The organism is Micromonospora sp. CB01531 (assembly GCF_001905095.1).
Classification (GTDB): Bacteria; Actinomycetota; Actinomycetes; order Mycobacteriales; family Micromonosporaceae; genus Micromonospora.
Map to the genome: position 1 here is coordinate 163158 of NZ_LWLS01000094.1, position 15612 is coordinate 178769.

At 71.0% G+C, this 15612-nt stretch carries 22 protein-coding genes and 1 tRNA gene; 15 read left to right on the top strand and 8 right to left on the bottom strand.

Annotated elements, in window-relative coordinates:
- Positions 1 to 6: 6 nt before the first annotated feature.
- Positions 7 to 975, bottom strand: coding sequence for a hypothetical protein (locus tag A6A27_RS28815; protein ID WP_073837779.1), 969 nt, complete (start codon positions 973 to 975; stop codon positions 7 to 9).
- Positions 976 to 1106: 131 nt separating this feature from the next.
- Complete coding sequence (locus A6A27_RS28820; protein ID WP_073837780.1) at positions 1107 to 1754, bottom strand: IclR family transcriptional regulator; 648 nt, start codon at positions 1752 to 1754, stop codon at positions 1107 to 1109.
- 63 nt (positions 1755 to 1817) lie between these two features.
- Here A6A27_RS28820 and cysS point away from each other — a divergent pair, with 63 nt between their 5' ends.
- Together cysS and rlmB are read left to right on the top strand one after the other, a co-directional pair.
- A complete protein-coding gene (cysS, locus tag A6A27_RS28825) occupies positions 1818 to 3233 on the top strand; it encodes a cysteine--tRNA ligase (RefSeq protein WP_073837781.1) in 1416 nt (471 codons plus the stop codon).
- A complete protein-coding gene (gene rlmB / locus A6A27_RS28830; protein ID WP_073837782.1) occupies positions 3233 to 4348 on the top strand; it encodes a 23S rRNA (guanosine(2251)-2'-O)-methyltransferase RlmB in 1116 nt (371 codons plus the stop codon). The genes cysS and rlmB overlap by 1 nt, the downstream gene beginning before the upstream one ends.
- Positions 4349 to 4411: 63 nt before the next feature.
- On the opposite strand, the gene A6A27_RS28835 is transcribed toward rlmB, so the two are convergent.
- Positions 4412 to 5503 carry an ABC transporter ATP-binding protein gene (locus A6A27_RS28835; protein ID WP_073837783.1) on the bottom strand — a complete coding sequence of 364 codons (1092 nt, stop codon included), beginning with the start codon at positions 5501 to 5503 and terminating at the stop codon, positions 4412 to 4414.
- A gap of 366 nt (positions 5504 to 5869) precedes the next feature.
- On the opposite strand from A6A27_RS28835, the gene A6A27_RS28840 reads away from it, so the two are divergent.
- Both A6A27_RS28840 and A6A27_RS28845 read left to right on the top strand, forming a co-directional pair.
- Positions 5870 to 5943, top strand: a tRNA-Thr gene (locus A6A27_RS28840).
- 133 nt (positions 5944 to 6076) lie between these two features.
- A complete protein-coding gene (locus A6A27_RS28845; RefSeq protein WP_241825502.1) occupies positions 6077 to 7075 on the top strand; it encodes a tyrosine-type recombinase/integrase in 999 nt (332 codons plus the stop codon).
- Positions 7076 to 7838: 763 nt separating this feature from the next.
- Here the strand turns inward: A6A27_RS28845 and A6A27_RS28850 are convergent.
- Complete coding sequence (locus tag A6A27_RS28850; protein WP_073837784.1) at positions 7839 to 8060, bottom strand: winged helix-turn-helix domain-containing protein; 222 nt, start codon at positions 8058 to 8060, stop codon at positions 7839 to 7841.
- Positions 8061 to 8240: 180 nt separating this feature from the next.
- On the bottom strand, positions 8241 to 8501 hold the full coding sequence (locus tag A6A27_RS28855; RefSeq protein WP_443190013.1) for a winged helix-turn-helix domain-containing protein: 261 nt from the start codon (positions 8499 to 8501) through the stop codon (positions 8241 to 8243).
- 174 nt (positions 8502 to 8675) lie between these two features.
- Between A6A27_RS28855 and A6A27_RS43550 the strand changes: the two genes are divergently transcribed.
- The 3 genes from A6A27_RS43550 to A6A27_RS28865 are packed head-to-tail and all read left to right on the top strand — an operon-like array spanning position 8676 to position 9309.
- Positions 8676 to 8876, top strand: coding sequence for a hypothetical protein (locus A6A27_RS43550; RefSeq protein ID WP_143194228.1), 201 nt, complete (start codon positions 8676 to 8678; stop codon positions 8874 to 8876).
- Positions 8873 to 9109, top strand: a complete 237-nt coding sequence (locus tag A6A27_RS28860) for a hypothetical protein (protein WP_073837785.1) — start codon at positions 8873 to 8875, stop codon at positions 9107 to 9109. Before A6A27_RS43550 ends, A6A27_RS28860 begins: the two co-directional genes overlap by 4 nt.
- A complete protein-coding gene (locus A6A27_RS28865; RefSeq protein ID WP_073837786.1) occupies positions 9109 to 9309 on the top strand; it encodes a DUF397 domain-containing protein in 201 nt (66 codons plus the stop codon). Before A6A27_RS28860 ends, A6A27_RS28865 begins: the two co-directional genes overlap by 1 nt.
- 61 nt (positions 9310 to 9370) lie before the next feature.
- On the opposite strand, the gene A6A27_RS28870 is transcribed toward A6A27_RS28865, so the two are convergent.
- Positions 9371 to 9550, bottom strand: coding sequence for a hypothetical protein (locus A6A27_RS28870; RefSeq protein WP_143194229.1), 180 nt, complete (start codon positions 9548 to 9550; stop codon positions 9371 to 9373).
- Between the two features lie 175 nt (positions 9551 to 9725).
- Here A6A27_RS28870 and A6A27_RS28875 point away from each other — a divergent pair, with 175 nt between their 5' ends.
- The 7 genes from A6A27_RS28875 (at position 9726) to A6A27_RS28905 (ending at position 14238) form a co-directional block, all read left to right on the top strand.
- Positions 9726 to 10520, top strand: coding sequence for an ABC transporter permease (locus A6A27_RS28875; protein WP_073837788.1), 795 nt, complete (start codon positions 9726 to 9728; stop codon positions 10518 to 10520).
- A gap of 72 nt (positions 10521 to 10592) precedes the next feature.
- A complete protein-coding gene (locus A6A27_RS28880; protein WP_073837789.1) occupies positions 10593 to 10940 on the top strand; it encodes a hypothetical protein in 348 nt (115 codons plus the stop codon).
- Positions 10940 to 11176 carry a hypothetical protein gene (locus A6A27_RS28885; protein ID WP_073837790.1) on the top strand — a complete coding sequence of 79 codons (237 nt, stop codon included), beginning with the start codon at positions 10940 to 10942 and terminating at the stop codon, positions 11174 to 11176. Before A6A27_RS28880 ends, A6A27_RS28885 begins: the two co-directional genes overlap by 1 nt.
- The gene (locus A6A27_RS28890) at positions 11176 to 11781 is read left to right on the top strand and encodes a hypothetical protein (protein WP_073837791.1); all 606 of its coding nucleotides are present in this window, start codon (positions 11176 to 11178) and stop codon (positions 11779 to 11781) included. The genes A6A27_RS28885 and A6A27_RS28890 overlap by 1 nt, the downstream gene beginning before the upstream one ends.
- Positions 11781 to 12251, top strand: a complete 471-nt coding sequence (locus A6A27_RS28895; protein WP_073837792.1) for a hypothetical protein — start codon at positions 11781 to 11783, stop codon at positions 12249 to 12251. Before A6A27_RS28890 ends, A6A27_RS28895 begins: the two co-directional genes overlap by 1 nt.
- Before the next feature lie 199 nt (positions 12252 to 12450).
- Positions 12451 to 13392 (top strand): DNA-processing protein DprA, encoded by a 942-nt coding sequence (gene dprA / locus A6A27_RS28900; protein ID WP_073837793.1) that lies wholly within the window; start codon positions 12451 to 12453, stop codon positions 13390 to 13392.
- Positions 13393 to 13413: 21 nt separating this feature from the next.
- Positions 13414 to 14238: a ComF family protein gene (locus A6A27_RS28905; protein ID WP_073837794.1), complete on the top strand. Its 825-nt coding sequence runs from the start codon at positions 13414 to 13416 to the stop codon at positions 14236 to 14238.
- A gap of 142 nt (positions 14239 to 14380) precedes the next feature.
- Here the strand turns inward: A6A27_RS28905 and A6A27_RS28910 are convergent, their stop codons facing one another.
- The gene (locus A6A27_RS28910; RefSeq protein WP_073837795.1) at positions 14381 to 14722 is read right to left on the bottom strand and encodes a hypothetical protein; all 342 of its coding nucleotides are present in this window, start codon (positions 14720 to 14722) and stop codon (positions 14381 to 14383) included.
- Positions 14723 to 14743: 21 nt separating this feature from the next.
- On the opposite strand from A6A27_RS28910, the gene A6A27_RS28915 reads away from it, so the two are divergent.
- Positions 14744 to 15070 (top strand): hypothetical protein, encoded by a 327-nt coding sequence (locus tag A6A27_RS28915; RefSeq protein ID WP_073837796.1) that lies wholly within the window; start codon positions 14744 to 14746, stop codon positions 15068 to 15070.
- Between the two features lie 10 nt (positions 15071 to 15080).
- On the opposite strand, the gene A6A27_RS28920 is transcribed toward A6A27_RS28915, so the two are convergent.
- Complete coding sequence (locus A6A27_RS28920; protein ID WP_073837797.1) at positions 15081 to 15608, bottom strand: hypothetical protein; 528 nt, start codon at positions 15606 to 15608, stop codon at positions 15081 to 15083.
- Positions 15609 to 15612: the final 4 nt, after the last annotated feature.

Genomic DNA, 15612 nt, shown 5'->3' on the forward strand with positions numbered 1-15612 from the left:
CGGCCGTCAGGGCCGCCAGCCCCGGGAGGTCAGGGCCGCGCGGATTTCGCGTACAACCGCGGGAAACTCGTGGCGGAATCGTCGGCTCGTCACGTGCAACACGACCCAACCGGCCGTGACGAGCTGGTTCAGCCGCCGCCGGTCCCGATGGAGCTGGTCCGGGTCGGCGTGCCAGTGGCCGTCGTACTCGACCGCGACTCGGAAGGCGGGCCAGGCGAGATCCGGGTGCAGCACCAGACCCGACGGCAAGCGGACAGGGGGCTGGGCCGCAGGCCGGGGCAGCCCGGCCAGCACCAGGCGTACCCGCAGCGCCGACTCGGCCGGGGAGCCGGCTCCCGCGTCCGCCAATCCGAAAACCCACCGTGCCCGGCGCCCGCCGGGACGATCGGCGTTGCGTCGGGCGATCTCGGCGAGGGCTGCCGGGGTGGTCAGGCCCCGGCCGAGCAGGGCGTCGACGATGCCGATCGCGCGGATCGGTTCCAGCCAGACCGCGGTCTCCCAGGCGGCCGCCGTCGGACCGGTGCGGAGCGGCGTGCCGGCGGCTAGCACCGGTAGGCCGTCCGCCGGCAGTTGCCGGGTGGGGTCGGGCGCCACGAGTCCGGCCGCGCCCTGCGCCGCTGGCGGCAGCGCGAGCAGCGTGGAGTGCACGCGGAGCCCGTGTTGGCTCCGGAGCCCAGCCGGACGGGGCGCGAGCACGTGAACCTCGTCGGTGAAATCAGCGGCGTGCTCGACGCCGTGCAGATACGCGGACGACGGCCCGGCGATCAGGGCGTCCGGCGGCAGCTGAAGCGTGGCCGCCCGACAGGCCAGCGCGTGGTCCCGGTCAAGGCGGGCGTCGGCGTACACGTCATGTCGCACCCGCACCCAGGCCGAGCTGCGGAGTTGATGTGCGGTGAGGAGGCCGTGCCGAATCACGTCCGAGCCACGGAACACCTGCCATGCCAGGAGCTTCGGCCGATGCGGTTGAGGAGGCATGCCGACCAGCCTGGTGACCAGGACCCTCCGCCGACATCCCTGTGGACAACCGCCGTTCTGGCGCTGTCGCCGGCCTGTGGACAACCATCACGATGGTCGTCGTGTGTGCTATCGGCACCTGCCAGGCAGCGTCAGGCGAGGGCGGTGGCGATCGCCTGGGCGGCGACGGTGACCTGGTCGCCGACCACCGCCACGTCGAGCGGGGCCAGCGACACCACGCCGACGCTCGCCTCTAACCCGGGCACGCCGAGCACCGGCGCGGCCACCCCGTACGCCCCGGACTGCAGTTCGCCGCTGGTGCTCACCGGGCCGGCGGCGCCCGACCGGCCGGCGAGGATGGCCCGCCCCGCGGCGCCCCGCTCCAGCGGATGCCGGGACCCGGTCCGGTACGCCACGTGGAACGACGTCCAACTCGGCTCCACCACGGCGAGGGCGACCCCCTCACCCCCCTCGACCACGGTCAGGTGGGCCGTCGCCCCGGTCTGCTCGGCCAGCCGCCGCAGCGCCGGCAGCGCCCCCTCGGCGAGCAGTGGTTGGGCGCGGCGGGCCAGGTGCAGCACGCCCGCACCGAGCCGGAGCTTGCCCGCACCGTCGCGCCGCAGCATGCCGTGCCCGGTCAGCGCGCCGACCAGCCGGTAGACCGCCGCCCGGCCGATGCCCAGCCGGTTCGCCGCCTCGGTGACCGTCAGCCCGCCCGGTGCGTCCGCGACCAGGTGCAGCAGGCGCAGCCCCCGGTCCAGAGTCTGGGCCGTCTCTCCCGCCCGTGCCGCCGTGTCCACAGCACGCAGCGTACGACCGGCTCCGCACAACCTCGAAATGTCGCGGACGGCTACCCTTGTACGGTGACGCTACGCCTGTATGACACCGCCACCCGATCGGTGCGGGACTTCGTCCCGCGGGAAACCGGCAAGGTGGGGGTCTACCTGTGTGGTCTCACCCTCCAGGCCCCGCCGCACATCGGCCACCTTCGCTCCGGCGTCAACTACGACGTGCTGCGGCGCTGGCTGCTCGCCTCCGGCTTCGAGGTGACCTTCATCCGCAATCTGACCGACATCGACGACAAGATCCTGGTCAAGGCGGTGGAGCAGGAGCGGCCGTTCTGGTCGATCGCGTACGCCAACGAGCAGATCCTGGGCGAGTCGTACCGGGCGTTGAACGTGCTGCCGCCGACGTACGAGCCGCGGGCCACCGGCCACATCCCGGAGATGCACGAGCTGATCGCCCAGCTGATCGAGACCGGGCACGCCTACCCGGCCACCGACGGCACCGGTGACGTCTACTTCGACGTGGCCTCCTGGCCGGCGTATGGGTCGCTGTCCGGGCAGTCGCCGGAGGACATGCAGCCCGCCGGGGACACACCCGAGCGGGGCAAGCGCGACCCGCGCGACTTCGCCCTGTGGAAGGGCGTCAAGCCGGACGAGCCGGTGGACGCGTACTGGCCGTCGCCGTGGGGCCGGGGCCGGCCCGGCTGGCACATCGAGTGCTCGGCGATGTGCTGGCGCTACCTGGGCGCCGAGTTCGACATCCACGGCGGCGGGCTCGATCTGACCTTCCCGCACCACGAGAACGAGATCGCCCAGTCGCAGGCGGCCGACCTGGCGTTCGCCCGCTACTGGGTGCACCACGGGCTGCTCAGCATCGGCGGCGCCAAGATGGGCAAGTCGCTGGGCAACACCCTCGACCTGGACTACGTGGCGTCCCTCGGGGTGCGCCCGGTGGAGTTGCGCTACTACTACGTCGCCGCGCACTACCGGTCCCGCATCGACTACTCGGAGGACTCGCTGCGCGACGCCGCCGTCGCGTACCGGCGGATCGAGGGTTTCGTGCAGCGCGCCGCCGAGCGGGTCGGCGGCGGGCAGCGCGGCGAAATGCCCGCTGGCTTCGCCGCCGCGATGGACGACGATCTCAACACCTCGGCCGCCCTGGCCGTGCTGCACGAGGTGGTCAAGGACGGCAACAGCGCGCTGGCCGCCGGCGACGATGTGACCGTCCGCACGACGCTGGCCGCCGCCCGGGCGATGCTGGATATCCTCGGCGTCGACCCCCTGGACCCGGCCTGGACCGGCGGTGGCCGCGCGAGCGACCTGCGCGGCGTGGTGGACTCCCTGATCGCGCTGGCCCTGGAGCAGCGCGCCCAGGCCCGCAGCCGCAAGGACTGGGCCGCCGCCGACGCCGTACGCGACCAGCTCAAGCAGGCCGGCGTGGTGGTCGAGGACACCCCCCAGGGCCCCCGTTGGACTATTGGAGAGCAGGACTGATGGCCGGCAACTCGCAGCGCCGTGGCCGACGGCTGACGCCGAAGGCTGGTGCGCCGAAGGGCTCCGGCGGCAAGGGGCGGGACGCCCTCGCGGGCCGTGGCCGCACCCTGCCCGCCGACGAGCGACCCTGGCACAAGGCATACTCGGGCACCGAGAAGCTGCCCCAGCGCACCGCCTGGAAGCAGGAGAAGGAGCGCCGCTCGGCGGCCGAGGAGGGGCGCGCCCCCAAGATCGGCCAACCGGGCAGCAAGGACACCACCTGGGGCAAGGGCAGCCGCGCCGGCGTCCCGGTGAAGGGTGGCAAGGGCAAGCCGGCCGCCCGCGGCGGTCCCCGGGTCGCCCCGGGCCGCCGGTCCAACCCGGCGAAGGACAGCCCGGAGCTGCTGGTCGGACGGAACCCGGTGCTGGAGGCGTTGCGCGCCCAGGTGCCGGCCACCGCCCTCTACCTGGCGCAGGGCATCGACATCGACGACCGGGTCAACGAGATCGTCCGGACAGCCGCCGACCGGGGCATCGCGCTCCTGGAGATCAGCCGGGTCGAGCTGGACCGGATGACCGGCGGGGTGCTGCACCAGGGCGTCGGCCTCCAGGTCCCGCCGTTCGCGTACGAGCCGTTCGAGGACCTGATGGCGGCGGCGCTGGAGCAGGCGTGCCCGCTGCTGGTCGCGCTGGACGGGGTCACCGACCCGCGCAACCTCGGCGCGGTGATCCGGTCCGCCGCGGCGTTCGGCGCGCAGGGCGTCTTCGTACCCGAGCGGCGGGCGGCCGGGATCACCGCGACCGCCTGGCGGACCAGCGCCGGCGCGGCCGCGCGGGTGCCGGTCGCCCAGGTCACCAACCTGACCCGGTCGCTGAAGGCGTGCAAGGACGCCGGCTTCGTCGTGGTCGGCCTGGACGCCGACGGCGAGACCGACCTGTACGACCTGGAGGCCGCGGTGGGCCCGCTGGTCGTGGTGGTCGGCTCGGAGGGACGCGGGCTGTCCCGGCTGGTCGGCGAGACGTGCGACCTTACCGTGCGCATCCCGATGGTCTCCGACGTCGAGTCGCTCAACGCCAGCGTCGCCGCCGCGGTCACCCTCGCCGAGGTCGCCCGGCGCCGCGCCGTCGAGGTCTGACGCCCTTCTCGGAAGACACGAAAAGGGGCGGTCCGCCTTGGCGGACCGCCCCTTTTCCGTACGTCAGATCCGGCTGCCGGTGGCGGCGTGGAAGACGTGGCTGCGGCCCTGGCGCGGCTTGACGAACACGGTGTCACCCATGTTCGGCATGGTGCGGCGGTCGGTCCGCACGACGAACCGCTCGGAGCTGCCGCCGAGCGCGGCGTGGCCGTAGACGTTGGCGTCGGAGCCCAGGTCCTCGACCAGCTCGACCACGACCGGCATGCCGCCCTCGGTCGGGCTGACCAGGTCGCAGTCCTCCGGACGGAAACCGACGGTGACCTTGCCGTCGCCGCCCTCGGCCTTGGCCGCCTCGACCTGCTCGCGGGTCAGCGGCACGTGCAACTCGGCGAACTCGGCGCCCTGCTCGGTCAGCGGCACGGTCTTGATGTTCATGGCCGGGGAGCCCATGAAGCCGGCGACGAAGACGTTGGCCGGGGTGTCGTAGAGCGCCCGCGGGGTGTCCACCTGCTGGAGGACGCCGTCGAGCATGACCGCGACCCGGTGACCCATGGTCATGGCCTCGACCTGGTCGTGGGTCACGTACACGGTGGTGACGCCCAGCTTGGCCTGGAGCGACGCGATCTGCGTACGGGTCTGCACCCGGAGCTTGGCGTCGAGGTTCGACAGCGGCTCGTCCATGAGGAAGACCTGCGGCTCCCGGACGATCGCGCGGCCCATGGCGACCCGCTGGCGCTGACCGCCGGAGAGCGCCTTCGGCTTGCGGTTGAGGAAGTCCTCGAGCTGGAGCAGCGCCGCCGCCTCCTTGACCCGCCGGTCGATCTCCGACTTCGAGGTCTTGCGCAGCTTGAGCGCGAACGCCATGTTCTCGTACACCGTCATGTGCGGGTAGAGCGCGTAGTTCTGGAAGACCATCGCGATGTCGCGGGCCTTCGGCGGCAGGTGGGTGACGTCCCGGTCGTCGATGTAGATGGCGCCGTCGTCGACGTCCTCGAGGCCGGCGAGCATCCGCAGGCTGGTGGACTTGCCGCAACCCGACGGGCCGACCAGGACGAGGAACTCCCCGTCGCCGATCTCCAGGTCGAGCTTGTTGACGGCGGGGCGCTCGGTGCCCGGGTAGATCCGGGATGCCTTCGCGTAGGTGACCGTAGCCATGGTGGAGCGCTTCCTTTCACCGGCAGGAACGTGCCGGACGATCCGAGTGGAAGGAGCGACCGGCACCCACGGTGCCGGCCAACGGGCGGTCACCCCAGGCAGCCGAGGCGGACCGGAGGTGTCGTCCGTGTCACTGCACGGTAAACGGGTTTTCCGATCGTGCCAAGACGGGGTGCGTGGGATGGGACGGACCGCATACGCATTCCGGTCAGTCAGGCACTCCGAGGCATCAATCCCCACCGCCGTCGGGCGGCCCGGTGTCGATACGTCGGCGTCGAGGTCACGAAATTGACGTTTTCCGTGCTCGGGAGCCCTGCGGAACGGGATTTCCGGGCCTCAGTCGCTATGCTGACCACGGCACCACGCGCCCCTGTAGCTCAGCTGGCCAGAGCACTCGCCTTGTAAGCGAGATGTCGCCGGTTCGATCCCGGCCGGGGGCTCCGATTGCACCACCACCTGCGCAAACACCGGTAAGCCTCCACGAGAGGACTACCGAACGATGCTCAGAGACCAATCGCTTATGCCCGCTGACCTGGTGTCACCCATGCCACGGGCCCGGGCACGGTGGATCTCATGACCCGCCACCCCAAGATCCGCCGGCCCGACCCGGGCAGCTATCAGACCTGGATCAACTCCTGGAAGCTGAGCATGGAGGCCGAGGGCCTCAGCGCCCGCACCGTCACCCTGTACGTCGACGTCGCCCAGTTCTTCGGCGGCTGGCTGCGTATCACCCAGCCAGCGATCCGCGACTGGGACGAGGTTGGCCGCGACCAGCTGCGCGGCTTCTTCGCCTGGCTGCGCGAGGCCGGCGAGCCCTGTCCGCACGCCCTCCGCGACTCGGCCGCGGCGCCGGCGTCCTGCCAGGGTTACGGCAAGGGGTACATCAACAACGTCGGCCGGTCGCTGCAGCAGTTCTTCGGGTGGTACGCCGAGGAGGAGGACCTCCCCAACCCATTCGTCAAGGTGACCGTGCCCGCCGCGCCACGCGCCGACGAAGCGCCGCCGCCGGTCCTCACCCCCGAGCAGCTCCAGGCCCTCATCCGCGACGCCGAGCGCGGCCGCGACTTCGAGAGCCGGCGCGACGCCGCAGTGCTGCGACTGTTCGCCGCTACCGGCGGCCGCCTCGCCGAGCTGGCGCTGCTGCAGCTCGACGACATCAACCTGCAGCGGCGCGAGGCCGTGGTGACCGGCAAAGGCAATCGGCAGCGCACCGTTCCCTTCGACCAGCGCGCCGCCCTGGCCCTCGATCGGTACATCCGGGTCCGAAGCAAGCACCCGGCGGCGTACCTGCCTGCGCTATGGCTCGGCGTGCGCCGGCGACAGGCGATGACGCCCAACGGCGTCTACCAGATGCTCGTCCGCCGGGGAGAGAGGCTCGGCATCCGGATCTATCCCCACCTCCTGCGCCACACCTTCGCGCACCGCTGGCTGGACGCCGGCGGCGCCGAGGGCGACCTCATGGCGCTGGCTGGGTGGGACTCCAACCAGATGCTGCGCCACTACGGGCGCTCCGCCAAGTCCGCTCGGGCCCGCCGCGCCTACGACAGGATCGACGTCATGGGCGGAATTTGACGGAGATCACACGGTCTTCGTGACCTGCGAATTTAAGCCCTGGTCAAATCGAACAGGTGTTCGAAAGTCGGGAATCGCAGATGATGAAACTTGCACGCTGGTAATTGCTAGATCACTTTGGGTACGGTCCGGGTTTCCTTAAGCAGGACAGGAGGATCGCCCCTATGCGGCGCCGTACCGCGCTCACGCTCCTCGCCACACTCGCTCTTGCCACCCCCACCCCCGACCAGCCTCTCCGCGACCTCGTAGGCGACATCGTCGACCTACCGGCCGCCACCGCCTCGCCCGCCCCGGCGTCGCCGGGGCCGCCCTCGGTAGCCCCGGCACCGGTGCAGTCAACGCCGCCGGCGGCCGAAGCCTCCAGTTCGGCCACCCCGACCGGCACCAGCGCGCCGCCCACTCGACCGGCGGCCCGCCCGAAGGTCGAGCCCGCTCCTGCTCGCCGAACGGATCAGCGTGAGGACCAGGCCGTCGCTGAACCGACGCCGTCAGTACCGGCCGCTGCGCCCATGCCGCCCGCGGCGCCAGGAACGCTTGGGCCGCAGGTTCAGCGAGCGGAGAGCGCGAAGGCTGTCCCGACCGTGTGGCACATCGCGCCGCTGGCAGTAGCTGCGATCGTCGCTCTGGGGACCGCGGTTGCGTTGCCGATCGTTCGGCGGCGCGCCGAAAATCGCGGCTTCCTCGAAGGGGCTGCCACCGTACGGCGGGCCCAGCAGGAACCGCCGCCTCAGCTGCGGTTGATCCGAGGTGCCAAGTGACGGGCCTACCAGGACTCTGCGACGTACACACCGACGCCGGCGCGGCCCACCGTCAGGCCCCGATCGCGGGTCAGCTCCAGCGCTCGCTGGATGGTTGAGATGCTGACCGAGTACAGCTCGGCGAACTCGCGAAGCGAGGGCAGCTTCTGCCCTGGCGCGTACTCGCCGGCGCGGATACGCGCTGACAGGTCGTCGGCGATCTCGCGCGACGACATAGGTATGGGCATGGCGGACTCTCCTGGCTGGCTCGCCAATCTGATCACGCCGTGCCGTCACCCTCAAGCAGTGATTGCGCTTAGGTCACACTGTGGCCTAGCTTGAGCAGCGGGTAGACCGTCCCTGGCTGGCGCCGGATGGCGAACCTAAGCCGGGAGGTGGCCCCCGTCACCTCCCGGCTTTCGCATGCGCTACTTCGGTGGCTGGTCGGCCACGTACACGCCCTCGCCGGGCCGGCCCTCCACGAGTCGCTCCGCCTTCAGCACCAGCATGGCGCCGCGGATGCTGCCGTAGCTCACCCCGTGCTGCTCCTTGAGCTGGGTGATGGAGGGCAGCTTGTCGCCCGGCTTCAGTTGGCCGGTGCGGATTTGCTCGCGGATGGCGTCGGCCACCCGCTCGTATTTGGCGGGCATGGTGGTCTCCTCGGGTCGCATGTCGAGTAGATCACCCATGACTTCTCCGCATCAACCTGGTAGCTGTACGTAGACCTAGTAGACCTAGTCGATGTAGTCTACGGGCGCTCCCCTCGGGTCGCACCAGGCGGAGCATCCAGCCGGGCGGGGACGGACCCCCCGTGCCGCCTCCCGCCCGGCGATCTCCCACCCCTCCACCCTGAGGACCCGGCGATGGTTGAGCGCCCCCACACAGGCCCGCTCCCGCCCGTGCACCCCGACCCGTACGGCCGGGCGCCGCATCCCGACGGGCACACCGTCCCCCAGCCGCCCCGCCGCCTGCCCCTCGCCACCCGCGAGGTCATCTACGGTGTCGTCATCGCCACCGTCGTCCTGGTCCTCACGGTCGCCGGTATCGCCGGATGGCGGCCATGACCGGGATGGTCGACGACATCGGCCAGCGCGGCGACGTCGCCGTAGCGTCCCTCATCGTCGAGGCGCACCGCCGCTGCCGAGACTGCAAGGCCGACCGCCGCAAGCCTCGCGCGGTACCCCGGTGCGAGACCGGAGCGTGGGCTGCCCAGCTGCTCGCCGCGCACCGGGCCTGGCGACGCCAGCAAACGACCGGCCGCAACCAGCGGCCGACCGAATACCAAGGAGCGCAGTGATGATCGACCTGACCAACGCCACATGGTTCAAGAGCTCGAAGTCCGGCCCGAACTGCGACAACTGCGTGGAGGTCGCCTACGTGACCGGCGCGGTCGGGGTACGCGACTCGAAGGACAAGACCGGACCGGCGCTGGTGTTCGCCCCGGGTGGCTGGCGCGCGTTCGTCACGAGCGCCCGGGGCGGTGCGTTCGGCCGCTGAGCCCCAGCACGACGAAGCCGCCCCCGACCAGCAAGGTCGGGGGCGGCTCGGCGTTTGCGGCCTACTGGGCCTCTCGGCGCTTCCGGATGAACTCCTCAACGGCGGCCGGGGCGACGTACCGATAGCCGGTCTCGGAGCGGTACCAGTCCCGGCCGCGCGCCCCGAACTCGCCGGAGTCCACCCGGCGGCGGATCGTGTCGACGCTGTCGGGGTAGCCGGCGGCCTGCACCAGCTCCGTCACCCGCTTCACCGTGAGCCAATCCGCCACGTCTGCCCTCTCTGCCGGCCCTCGCAACCCTGGCGAGTCTCCTGATGATCGCAGACGCGGGGGGCCGAGCGCTTCAGGCGGTGGGGGCGACATGGCGCAACCCTAGCAACCTTTGCAACCCTAGCAACCCTGTGCCATGATTCGCGGCATGACTGCCCCGACCATCAACGGCACCCGCTACCCCCAGCCGGTAGACGCGCTGGTGCCGGCCGCCCGCGAGCTCACCCGCGAGCTCGGCGAGCTCCCGTCGCGGAACCGGCTGATGCGCGAGTACCGGATCGGCGCCCCGAAGGCGGAGGAACTCCTCGCCCGGCTACGCGACGACGAGCCGCCCGCGGACCCGTGGATGCACGCCAAGCCGCTCGGCCCGGACCCGCTGCCGGCCCCGGTCGTGCCCGAATCCGTGCCGGCCGCCGGGCCGGACCCGCAGCCCGTCCCGGCGGCGCCGGTCGTCGAGCGGGTCGAGCAGGTCACGACGGTCGGTCACCCGGGTACGCCCACCGCGCCGGTCACGGCCCGCCGGGCGGTCGCCTGGCCGATCGTGCTGCTCGCCCTACCCGCATTCGTGGCCATCTGGTCCGGGTGGGTCGGACTCGGCGAACTCACCGGGTTCGGCGTCGTTCACCCGCTGCCCGGCATCGCCGACCGGGTGAGCCTCAACACCGCCATCACCCTGCCCATCGGCGTCGAGACGTACGGCGCGTACGCCCTGTACGTGTGGCTGTCCGGCCGGGTGCCGGACCGGGCCCGCCGGTTCGCCAAGTGGTCCGCCATCGCCTCACTCACGGTCGGCGCGCTCGGGCAGATCGCCTACCACCTACTCGTCGCGCCGCCGACCGGCGCCCCGTGGTGGATCACCACCGCCGTGTCGATCCTGCCGGTGGGCGTGCTCGGCATGGGCGCCGCACTCGCCCACCTCGTCCGCGAAGACACCGCCCAATAGCACCCCGGGGCGCGGCTCACGCCTGGACAGCCATGCCGCGCCCCGGGGCCCTCCCGAAGGAGAAACACCATCATGACCACGACCCACCTGATCCGCGGGCATGTCCCCGCAGACTCGCCGCTGCGCCAGCTGGCCGGCCGCACCGTCACCCTGCCCGCCAAGTCGCTCCAGCAGCTGGCCGAGCGGGTCCGGGAGATGCGCCGAGCAGGCATCCAGCCGATCGTCATGGCCGCCCCGCGCCCGTGGCCCTGGACCCGGATCGCGTTCGCGCTCACGGGCGCCGTCCTGGCCGCGACCATCACCGCGCTCGTCGCGATCCTCACCGGCCACCACTCCACCGCCTGGGTGGCCGCCGGCGCCATGGTGCTCCTCGGCATCGCCCTGTTCCCGGTCCTCACGCACCAGGAGATGGACGCCTGATGGCCGCCCTGCCGTACCGCCTGCACGTATTCGACGGCCAGTACGAGGTGCTGGCCAACCGCCGCTACGTGGTCGTCCTCGACCTGTCGATCCCCGGCTACGCAACCACCCTCAACCAGCAGCTCCAGGCGCTCACCCGCGACGCCTTGGCCGCGAACGAACCGATGGACGTCCCGCGCCTCGAGGTCAGGGACGCCGCGACTGGCACCAAGGTGCTCGACTGGAGCGGCGCCTGATGCTGCGCACGATCATGCTGCTCGCCCCCGCCCCGAGTCCGAGCCCGCCCGGAACGCCCGCCCCAGGCACGGGAACGGCTCTGCTGGAGCACACCATGTCCCCGACCGCAGTGGCCGTGCTGCTGCTGCTCGCCCTGGTCATCGACTACATGAGCGTCGGCCCCAACAGCCTGCGAGACCGGCTCGCTTTCCTCCTGGCCGTACCCGCCATCCGGGAAGGCTTCGACGGCTCCCTCCTCGACCAGTGGACCGTGCAGACCGCCAGCGGCGCCATCGAGCAGCTGCTAGACGCCACCGGCGGCGCCTACATCGCGGGAGCCTCGATCAACGCGATTCTCGGCGCGCTGGTCGGACTGCTGTTCATCTACGTGGTCGGCTGCATGCTGCCGGTCAAGGCCAGCAAGAAGCTCGGCCGGTTCGCCACCCTCACGTTCCCGCAGAGCCCGCTCTACCGGCTCAACACCCGCCTGTGGATCGCCGCAGTGCTCCTCGGCCTCATGGCCGACCTGCCCGGCGGCACCGTCGGCGACATCACCCGAGGCTGCGTCGACTTCCTCACCGGCCTCGTTGCCCCCCTGCCCGCCTGGCTGTTCGGAGCTGCCTGATGTTCACTCTCGCTGCTGCCCAGGAGCCGCACCGCGGCTGGGGCGGCCCGGTCGCCCTGCTGATCGCGGTCGCCGTCTTCATCACCATCGCAACGCTGCACGACGTGTGGATGCGCCGCGGCCTCCCCTCCCCCACCGAGGGGGATGACACCGAGGATGGTGTCACCGCGCAGGTCAGCAAGGTGTCTGACACCGATGACACCGACCGTGACACCAACTGGTGGGGTCGGATCGTCGAGCATGGCGGCCGGCGTGTCCGGGTTGATGGTCCGCCGCGTGACGAGGCACTCGATCTGGAATTGGACGACGAGGAGCCGGCGGAGACGCTGGAGGAGGCCGTCGACCGGATGGACCGCCAGGGCGTGCCGTACGCGGAGATCGTGCGCCGGGTGATGGCCGACCACCAGGTGTCGGAGTCCACTGCCAAGCGGGCCATCCGGCGTAGCCGGGAGGCCCGCTCGCCGGCATAGACCCGAAGACCACGAAGCGAGCCCCGCCCCGGTCAGCGCCGAGGGCGGGGCGCTTTGTCTCACCGATCCGCACAAATGGCGAAACGAGGCATAGCGCGTGTTGGCCGGACGCATGATGCATCATGTGTCGGCTTCTGTCACACTCCGGTGGTAACAAAAGGTCGCATTCGAACATACGATCGAACAGGAGTAGAATGCGATGACCCTCGCCGCATACGAGGATCGGGTGGCGCTGCTTGCGCTGTGCCGGATCCCCAAGGTCAGCTGGTATCTATTGGCTCGCGAGGCCCAGCGTCTCGACGGGCTCTCCCGCCTCCGCCAAGGCGTAGTGACGGAGACCTCCCCTGAGGCCGTCGCCGCCGCAGACGCGATTCGCTCCGCTCTACCCCAGTGGTCGACGCTCGTGGGCGAGGCAGAGCGAGAGATCGAGAAGGCTCAAACGGTCGACGCCCGCCTGATGACGGTGCTCGACGAGGATTACCCTCCCACGTTGCGGCTGATCTTCAATCTGCCGCCGTTCCTGTTCGTGCGAGGCCAGTTCACTGAGGCGGATCTGCGTAGTGTCGCCGTCGTCGGCACCCGCGATGCGTCGACTGATGGTGTCAAACGCTCCGGACGGATGGCTCGTCTGCTCGTCGAGCGTGGCGTCACCGTCGTCTCAGGCCTAGCCCGCGGCATCGACACCGCCGCGCACCGCGCCGCCCTCGCCGCTGGCGGCCGCACCATCGCCGTGATCGGAACCGGTATTCGCAAGTGCTACCCGGCGATGAACCGGGAGCTTGCCGAGTCCATCGCCGTTCAAGGCGCCCTCGTGTCCCAGTTCTGGCCGGACATGAACGGCGCCTCCTACACCTTCCCGCGCCGCAACGTCACCATGTCCGGCATCGCGCAGGGCACCGTCGTCATCGAGGCGTCCAGCACGTCCGGCGCCAAGATGCAGGCCCGACTGGCGCTGGAACACGGCAAGAAGGTGTTCCTGATCAAGAGCCTCACCGAGGCCCAGGAGTGGGCGCGCAAGTACGTCGACAATCGCGGCGCGGTCATGGTCGACGACGTCGACGACGTCGTGCGGCTCCTGGCGGCCCCGGAGCGCATCCACGCCGCGAACAACCGCCGCGAACAGCTCGCGTTCCAGTTCTGACCGGAAGGCACCCCTCCCCGCATGCCTGAGCCCCCTGCCGTCATCGACGGTCCCGACCCTGCCGGCTTCGGCAACTGCCGAGGGTGTGCCTACGTCGAGACCGGCCCCATCAGGGTCTGCTACGAGTGCGCCAGCGCGACCCTGCAGACGCCCGCCGAGCACCGCTGCACCATCTGCGACCAGGCCCTGGCCGGGCCCGACGAGCAGTGCAGCAACGCTCTGTGCACCGACCCCGACAGGGCCTTCGAGTTCACTGCGGTCATCGCGATGAAGACCGGCGCGCTTGAGCGCATGATCTGGCGGGTCAAGGACGGCAAATGGGCCTGGGGCTACGTGTTCTCCCGGGTCGTCCTCGGCTACCTGTACGCCCACCCAGAGCTGGTACGGCGCGTCGATGCCATCATCCCCACGCCGGCCCTGCTACCGGCCGGCGCCGATCCGCGCACCGATCACGCCAAGTTCGTCATCCAACAGGCCAAGGACCAGGACGAGGCCGGCCTCCCGTTCGTGGTCGACCTGCCGCTGGTCGTCAAAACGCGCACCACGACCAGGATGCGCAACACGTCCGGGGCCGAGGGACGGCGGATGGTGTCGGAACAACTGTTCCAGTCCCTGGCCGTGCCCGACCCCGGACGTGTGCGCAACAAGCGGATCATGGTCTACGACGACGTGTTCACCAGCGGCAACACCCTCAACGCCGTAGCCCGACGACTCAAGGCGGCCGGCGCCTCCGAGGTGTTCGGACTGACCCTCGCCCGACAGGTCTGGTCCGGCGGTAGGGCGGCTATCGCGCCGCCGCGCACACCAGGTCAAGATGAGACCGCTGACGTGTTTGGCGGCCGGTAGCCTCGCGCCAACGAAGGCGACCGGCTGACCGTCGATGACAAAGCGCCCCGCCCCCGGCCGTAGCCAGGAGCGGGGCGCTGCCGTGTTGGTCGGCGCTGCCCGGGGATCCATCCAGGCGCGCTGCGTGGCCGATCGTACCGGGCTACCGGACGCGCGTTGCCGGATCGGCTTTCGGCGTCACCTGCGGGCGTACCCCGAACAGAGCAAACCCTGCCACGATCGCACCGCCGATCGCCGCCACCGACTGGTCGGACACGTGAAAGCCGTACTCGGCGAGCAGGGTCGCCACGGCGGCGACCACACCGACGTAGAGGGACGGCGCGACCGGCCGGGTCGTCCAGGCGGTGATGCTGGCGGTGACCAGCGCGGTGAGCGCCGCAGCAGCGCCGGCGGACAGGCCAGGCAGGTTGAGGGCTGCCAGCACGGTAATGAGGGAGCCGATTGCGCCGATGACCAGCGCCGGCTCACGGCCGAAGATTCGCACAGGGTCTCCTAAGGTGAGGTGATGGTGCAGGTGAGCAAGCTGCCTCAACGGCAGCGGCTGGTGCTGGCGGAGCTGTCCGGGGTCGCCGGCCGGTACGGCAACGGGGTGGACCGGGACGCTCCTCGTGAGGTGGCGATCGCGTCGGTGCGCCGGGTGACGAGCGACCCGCAACTGCTCGGGATACAGGCCGGAGTGGCCCTGGCCGACCCGCAGGGCATCAGCGGCCCAACCGTCGAGCTGCTCCGCGCTGCCGGCGCCGACATGGCGGTCGCCGAGGCGCACGCGGCCGAGGTGCGGGCCCGGCTGGAGTCGCAGGGAATCCGATACGACCACGCCTTCGAGGTGTAGGCGTCCCTGTTCAGGTCGTCGCTGACGACTGCGACTGCTGTTGGATACCGGCGAGCTGCGCACGGAGATCACCGATCTGCCCGGTCAGCGCGGTGATCGTGGCCTCGCGGCTGGCGAGCTGAATGCGTAACTGGTCCCGCTCCGTCTGGACGGCGCGTAGCTCGGCCGACAGGTGCTGCTCGGATAGCGCGAGCTGCGCAATGCGGGACTCCAGCTCGACGACGCGCACGCGCAGGCGCTCGGCCTCGGCCGACGTCGTCGCGAGGGACTGCCGGGCGTCGGCCAGCGCCCCGCGCACCTGCTGCAGCTCGGCTCGCAGGTCGGCGGTGAGTTCCTGGTAGATGTCCTGCCGGATGCGGTCGCCCTCGGCGTGCAACTGCTCGGCGGCGGCCTCGGCCTGGCGGGCCTGCGCCGCGGTGAGCCGCTGCTGCACGGCGCGGGTCCGCCGGCCAAGCACGTGGGCGACGATCGTGCCGGTGACGCCGGCGCCGACGGCTCCGGCCGCGCTGACCAGGGCGACAGCGACGGCGGTGTCCATCTAA

What these genes read in the sequence shown, in the direction of transcription:
- A6A27_RS43550 (WP_143194228.1), top strand. Translation starts at nt 8,676, where the DNA reads ATGGTTGAGCGCCCCCACACAGGCCCGCTCCCGCCCGTGCACCCCGAC.
- A6A27_RS28845 (WP_241825502.1), top strand. Translation starts at nt 6,077, where the DNA reads ATGACCCGCCACCCCAAGATCCGCCGGCCCGACCCGGGCAGCTATCAG.
- A6A27_RS28915 (WP_073837796.1), top strand. Translation starts at nt 14,744, where the DNA reads ATGGTGCAGGTGAGCAAGCTGCCTCAACGGCAGCGGCTGGTGCTGGCG.
- A6A27_RS28885 (WP_073837790.1), top strand. Translation starts at nt 10,940, where the DNA reads ATGGCCGCCCTGCCGTACCGCCTGCACGTATTCGACGGCCAGTACGAG.
- A6A27_RS28875 (WP_073837788.1), top strand. Translation starts at nt 9,726, where the DNA reads ATGACTGCCCCGACCATCAACGGCACCCGCTACCCCCAGCCGGTAGAC.
- A6A27_RS28855 (WP_443190013.1), bottom strand. Translation starts at nt 8,501, where the DNA reads ATGGGTGATCTACTCGACATGCGACCCGAGGAGACCACCATGCCCGCC.
- A6A27_RS28905 (WP_073837794.1), top strand. Translation starts at nt 13,414, where the DNA reads ATGCCTGAGCCCCCTGCCGTCATCGACGGTCCCGACCCTGCCGGCTTC.
- A6A27_RS28850 (WP_073837784.1), bottom strand. Translation starts at nt 8,060, where the DNA reads ATGCCCATACCTATGTCGTCGCGCGAGATCGCCGACGACCTGTCAGCG.
- A6A27_RS28865 (WP_073837786.1), top strand. Translation starts at nt 9,109, where the DNA reads ATGATCGACCTGACCAACGCCACATGGTTCAAGAGCTCGAAGTCCGGC.
- A6A27_RS28890 (WP_073837791.1), top strand. Translation starts at nt 11,176, where the DNA reads ATGCTGCGCACGATCATGCTGCTCGCCCCCGCCCCGAGTCCGAGCCCG.
- dprA (WP_073837793.1), top strand. Translation starts at nt 12,451, where the DNA reads ATGACCCTCGCCGCATACGAGGATCGGGTGGCGCTGCTTGCGCTGTGC.
- A6A27_RS28815 (WP_073837779.1), bottom strand. Translation starts at nt 975, where the DNA reads ATGCCTCCTCAACCGCATCGGCCGAAGCTCCTGGCATGGCAGGTGTTC.
- A6A27_RS28860 (WP_073837785.1), top strand. Translation starts at nt 8,873, where the DNA reads ATGACCGGGATGGTCGACGACATCGGCCAGCGCGGCGACGTCGCCGTA.
- A6A27_RS28920 (WP_073837797.1), bottom strand. Translation starts at nt 15,608, where the DNA reads ATGGACACCGCCGTCGCTGTCGCCCTGGTCAGCGCGGCCGGAGCCGTC.
- A6A27_RS28835 (WP_073837783.1), bottom strand. Translation starts at nt 5,503, where the DNA reads ATGGCTACGGTCACCTACGCGAAGGCATCCCGGATCTACCCGGGCACC.
- A6A27_RS28880 (WP_073837789.1), top strand. Translation starts at nt 10,593, where the DNA reads ATGACCACGACCCACCTGATCCGCGGGCATGTCCCCGCAGACTCGCCG.
- A6A27_RS28895 (WP_073837792.1), top strand. Translation starts at nt 11,781, where the DNA reads ATGTTCACTCTCGCTGCTGCCCAGGAGCCGCACCGCGGCTGGGGCGGC.
- rlmB (WP_073837782.1), top strand. Translation starts at nt 3,233, where the DNA reads ATGGCCGGCAACTCGCAGCGCCGTGGCCGACGGCTGACGCCGAAGGCT.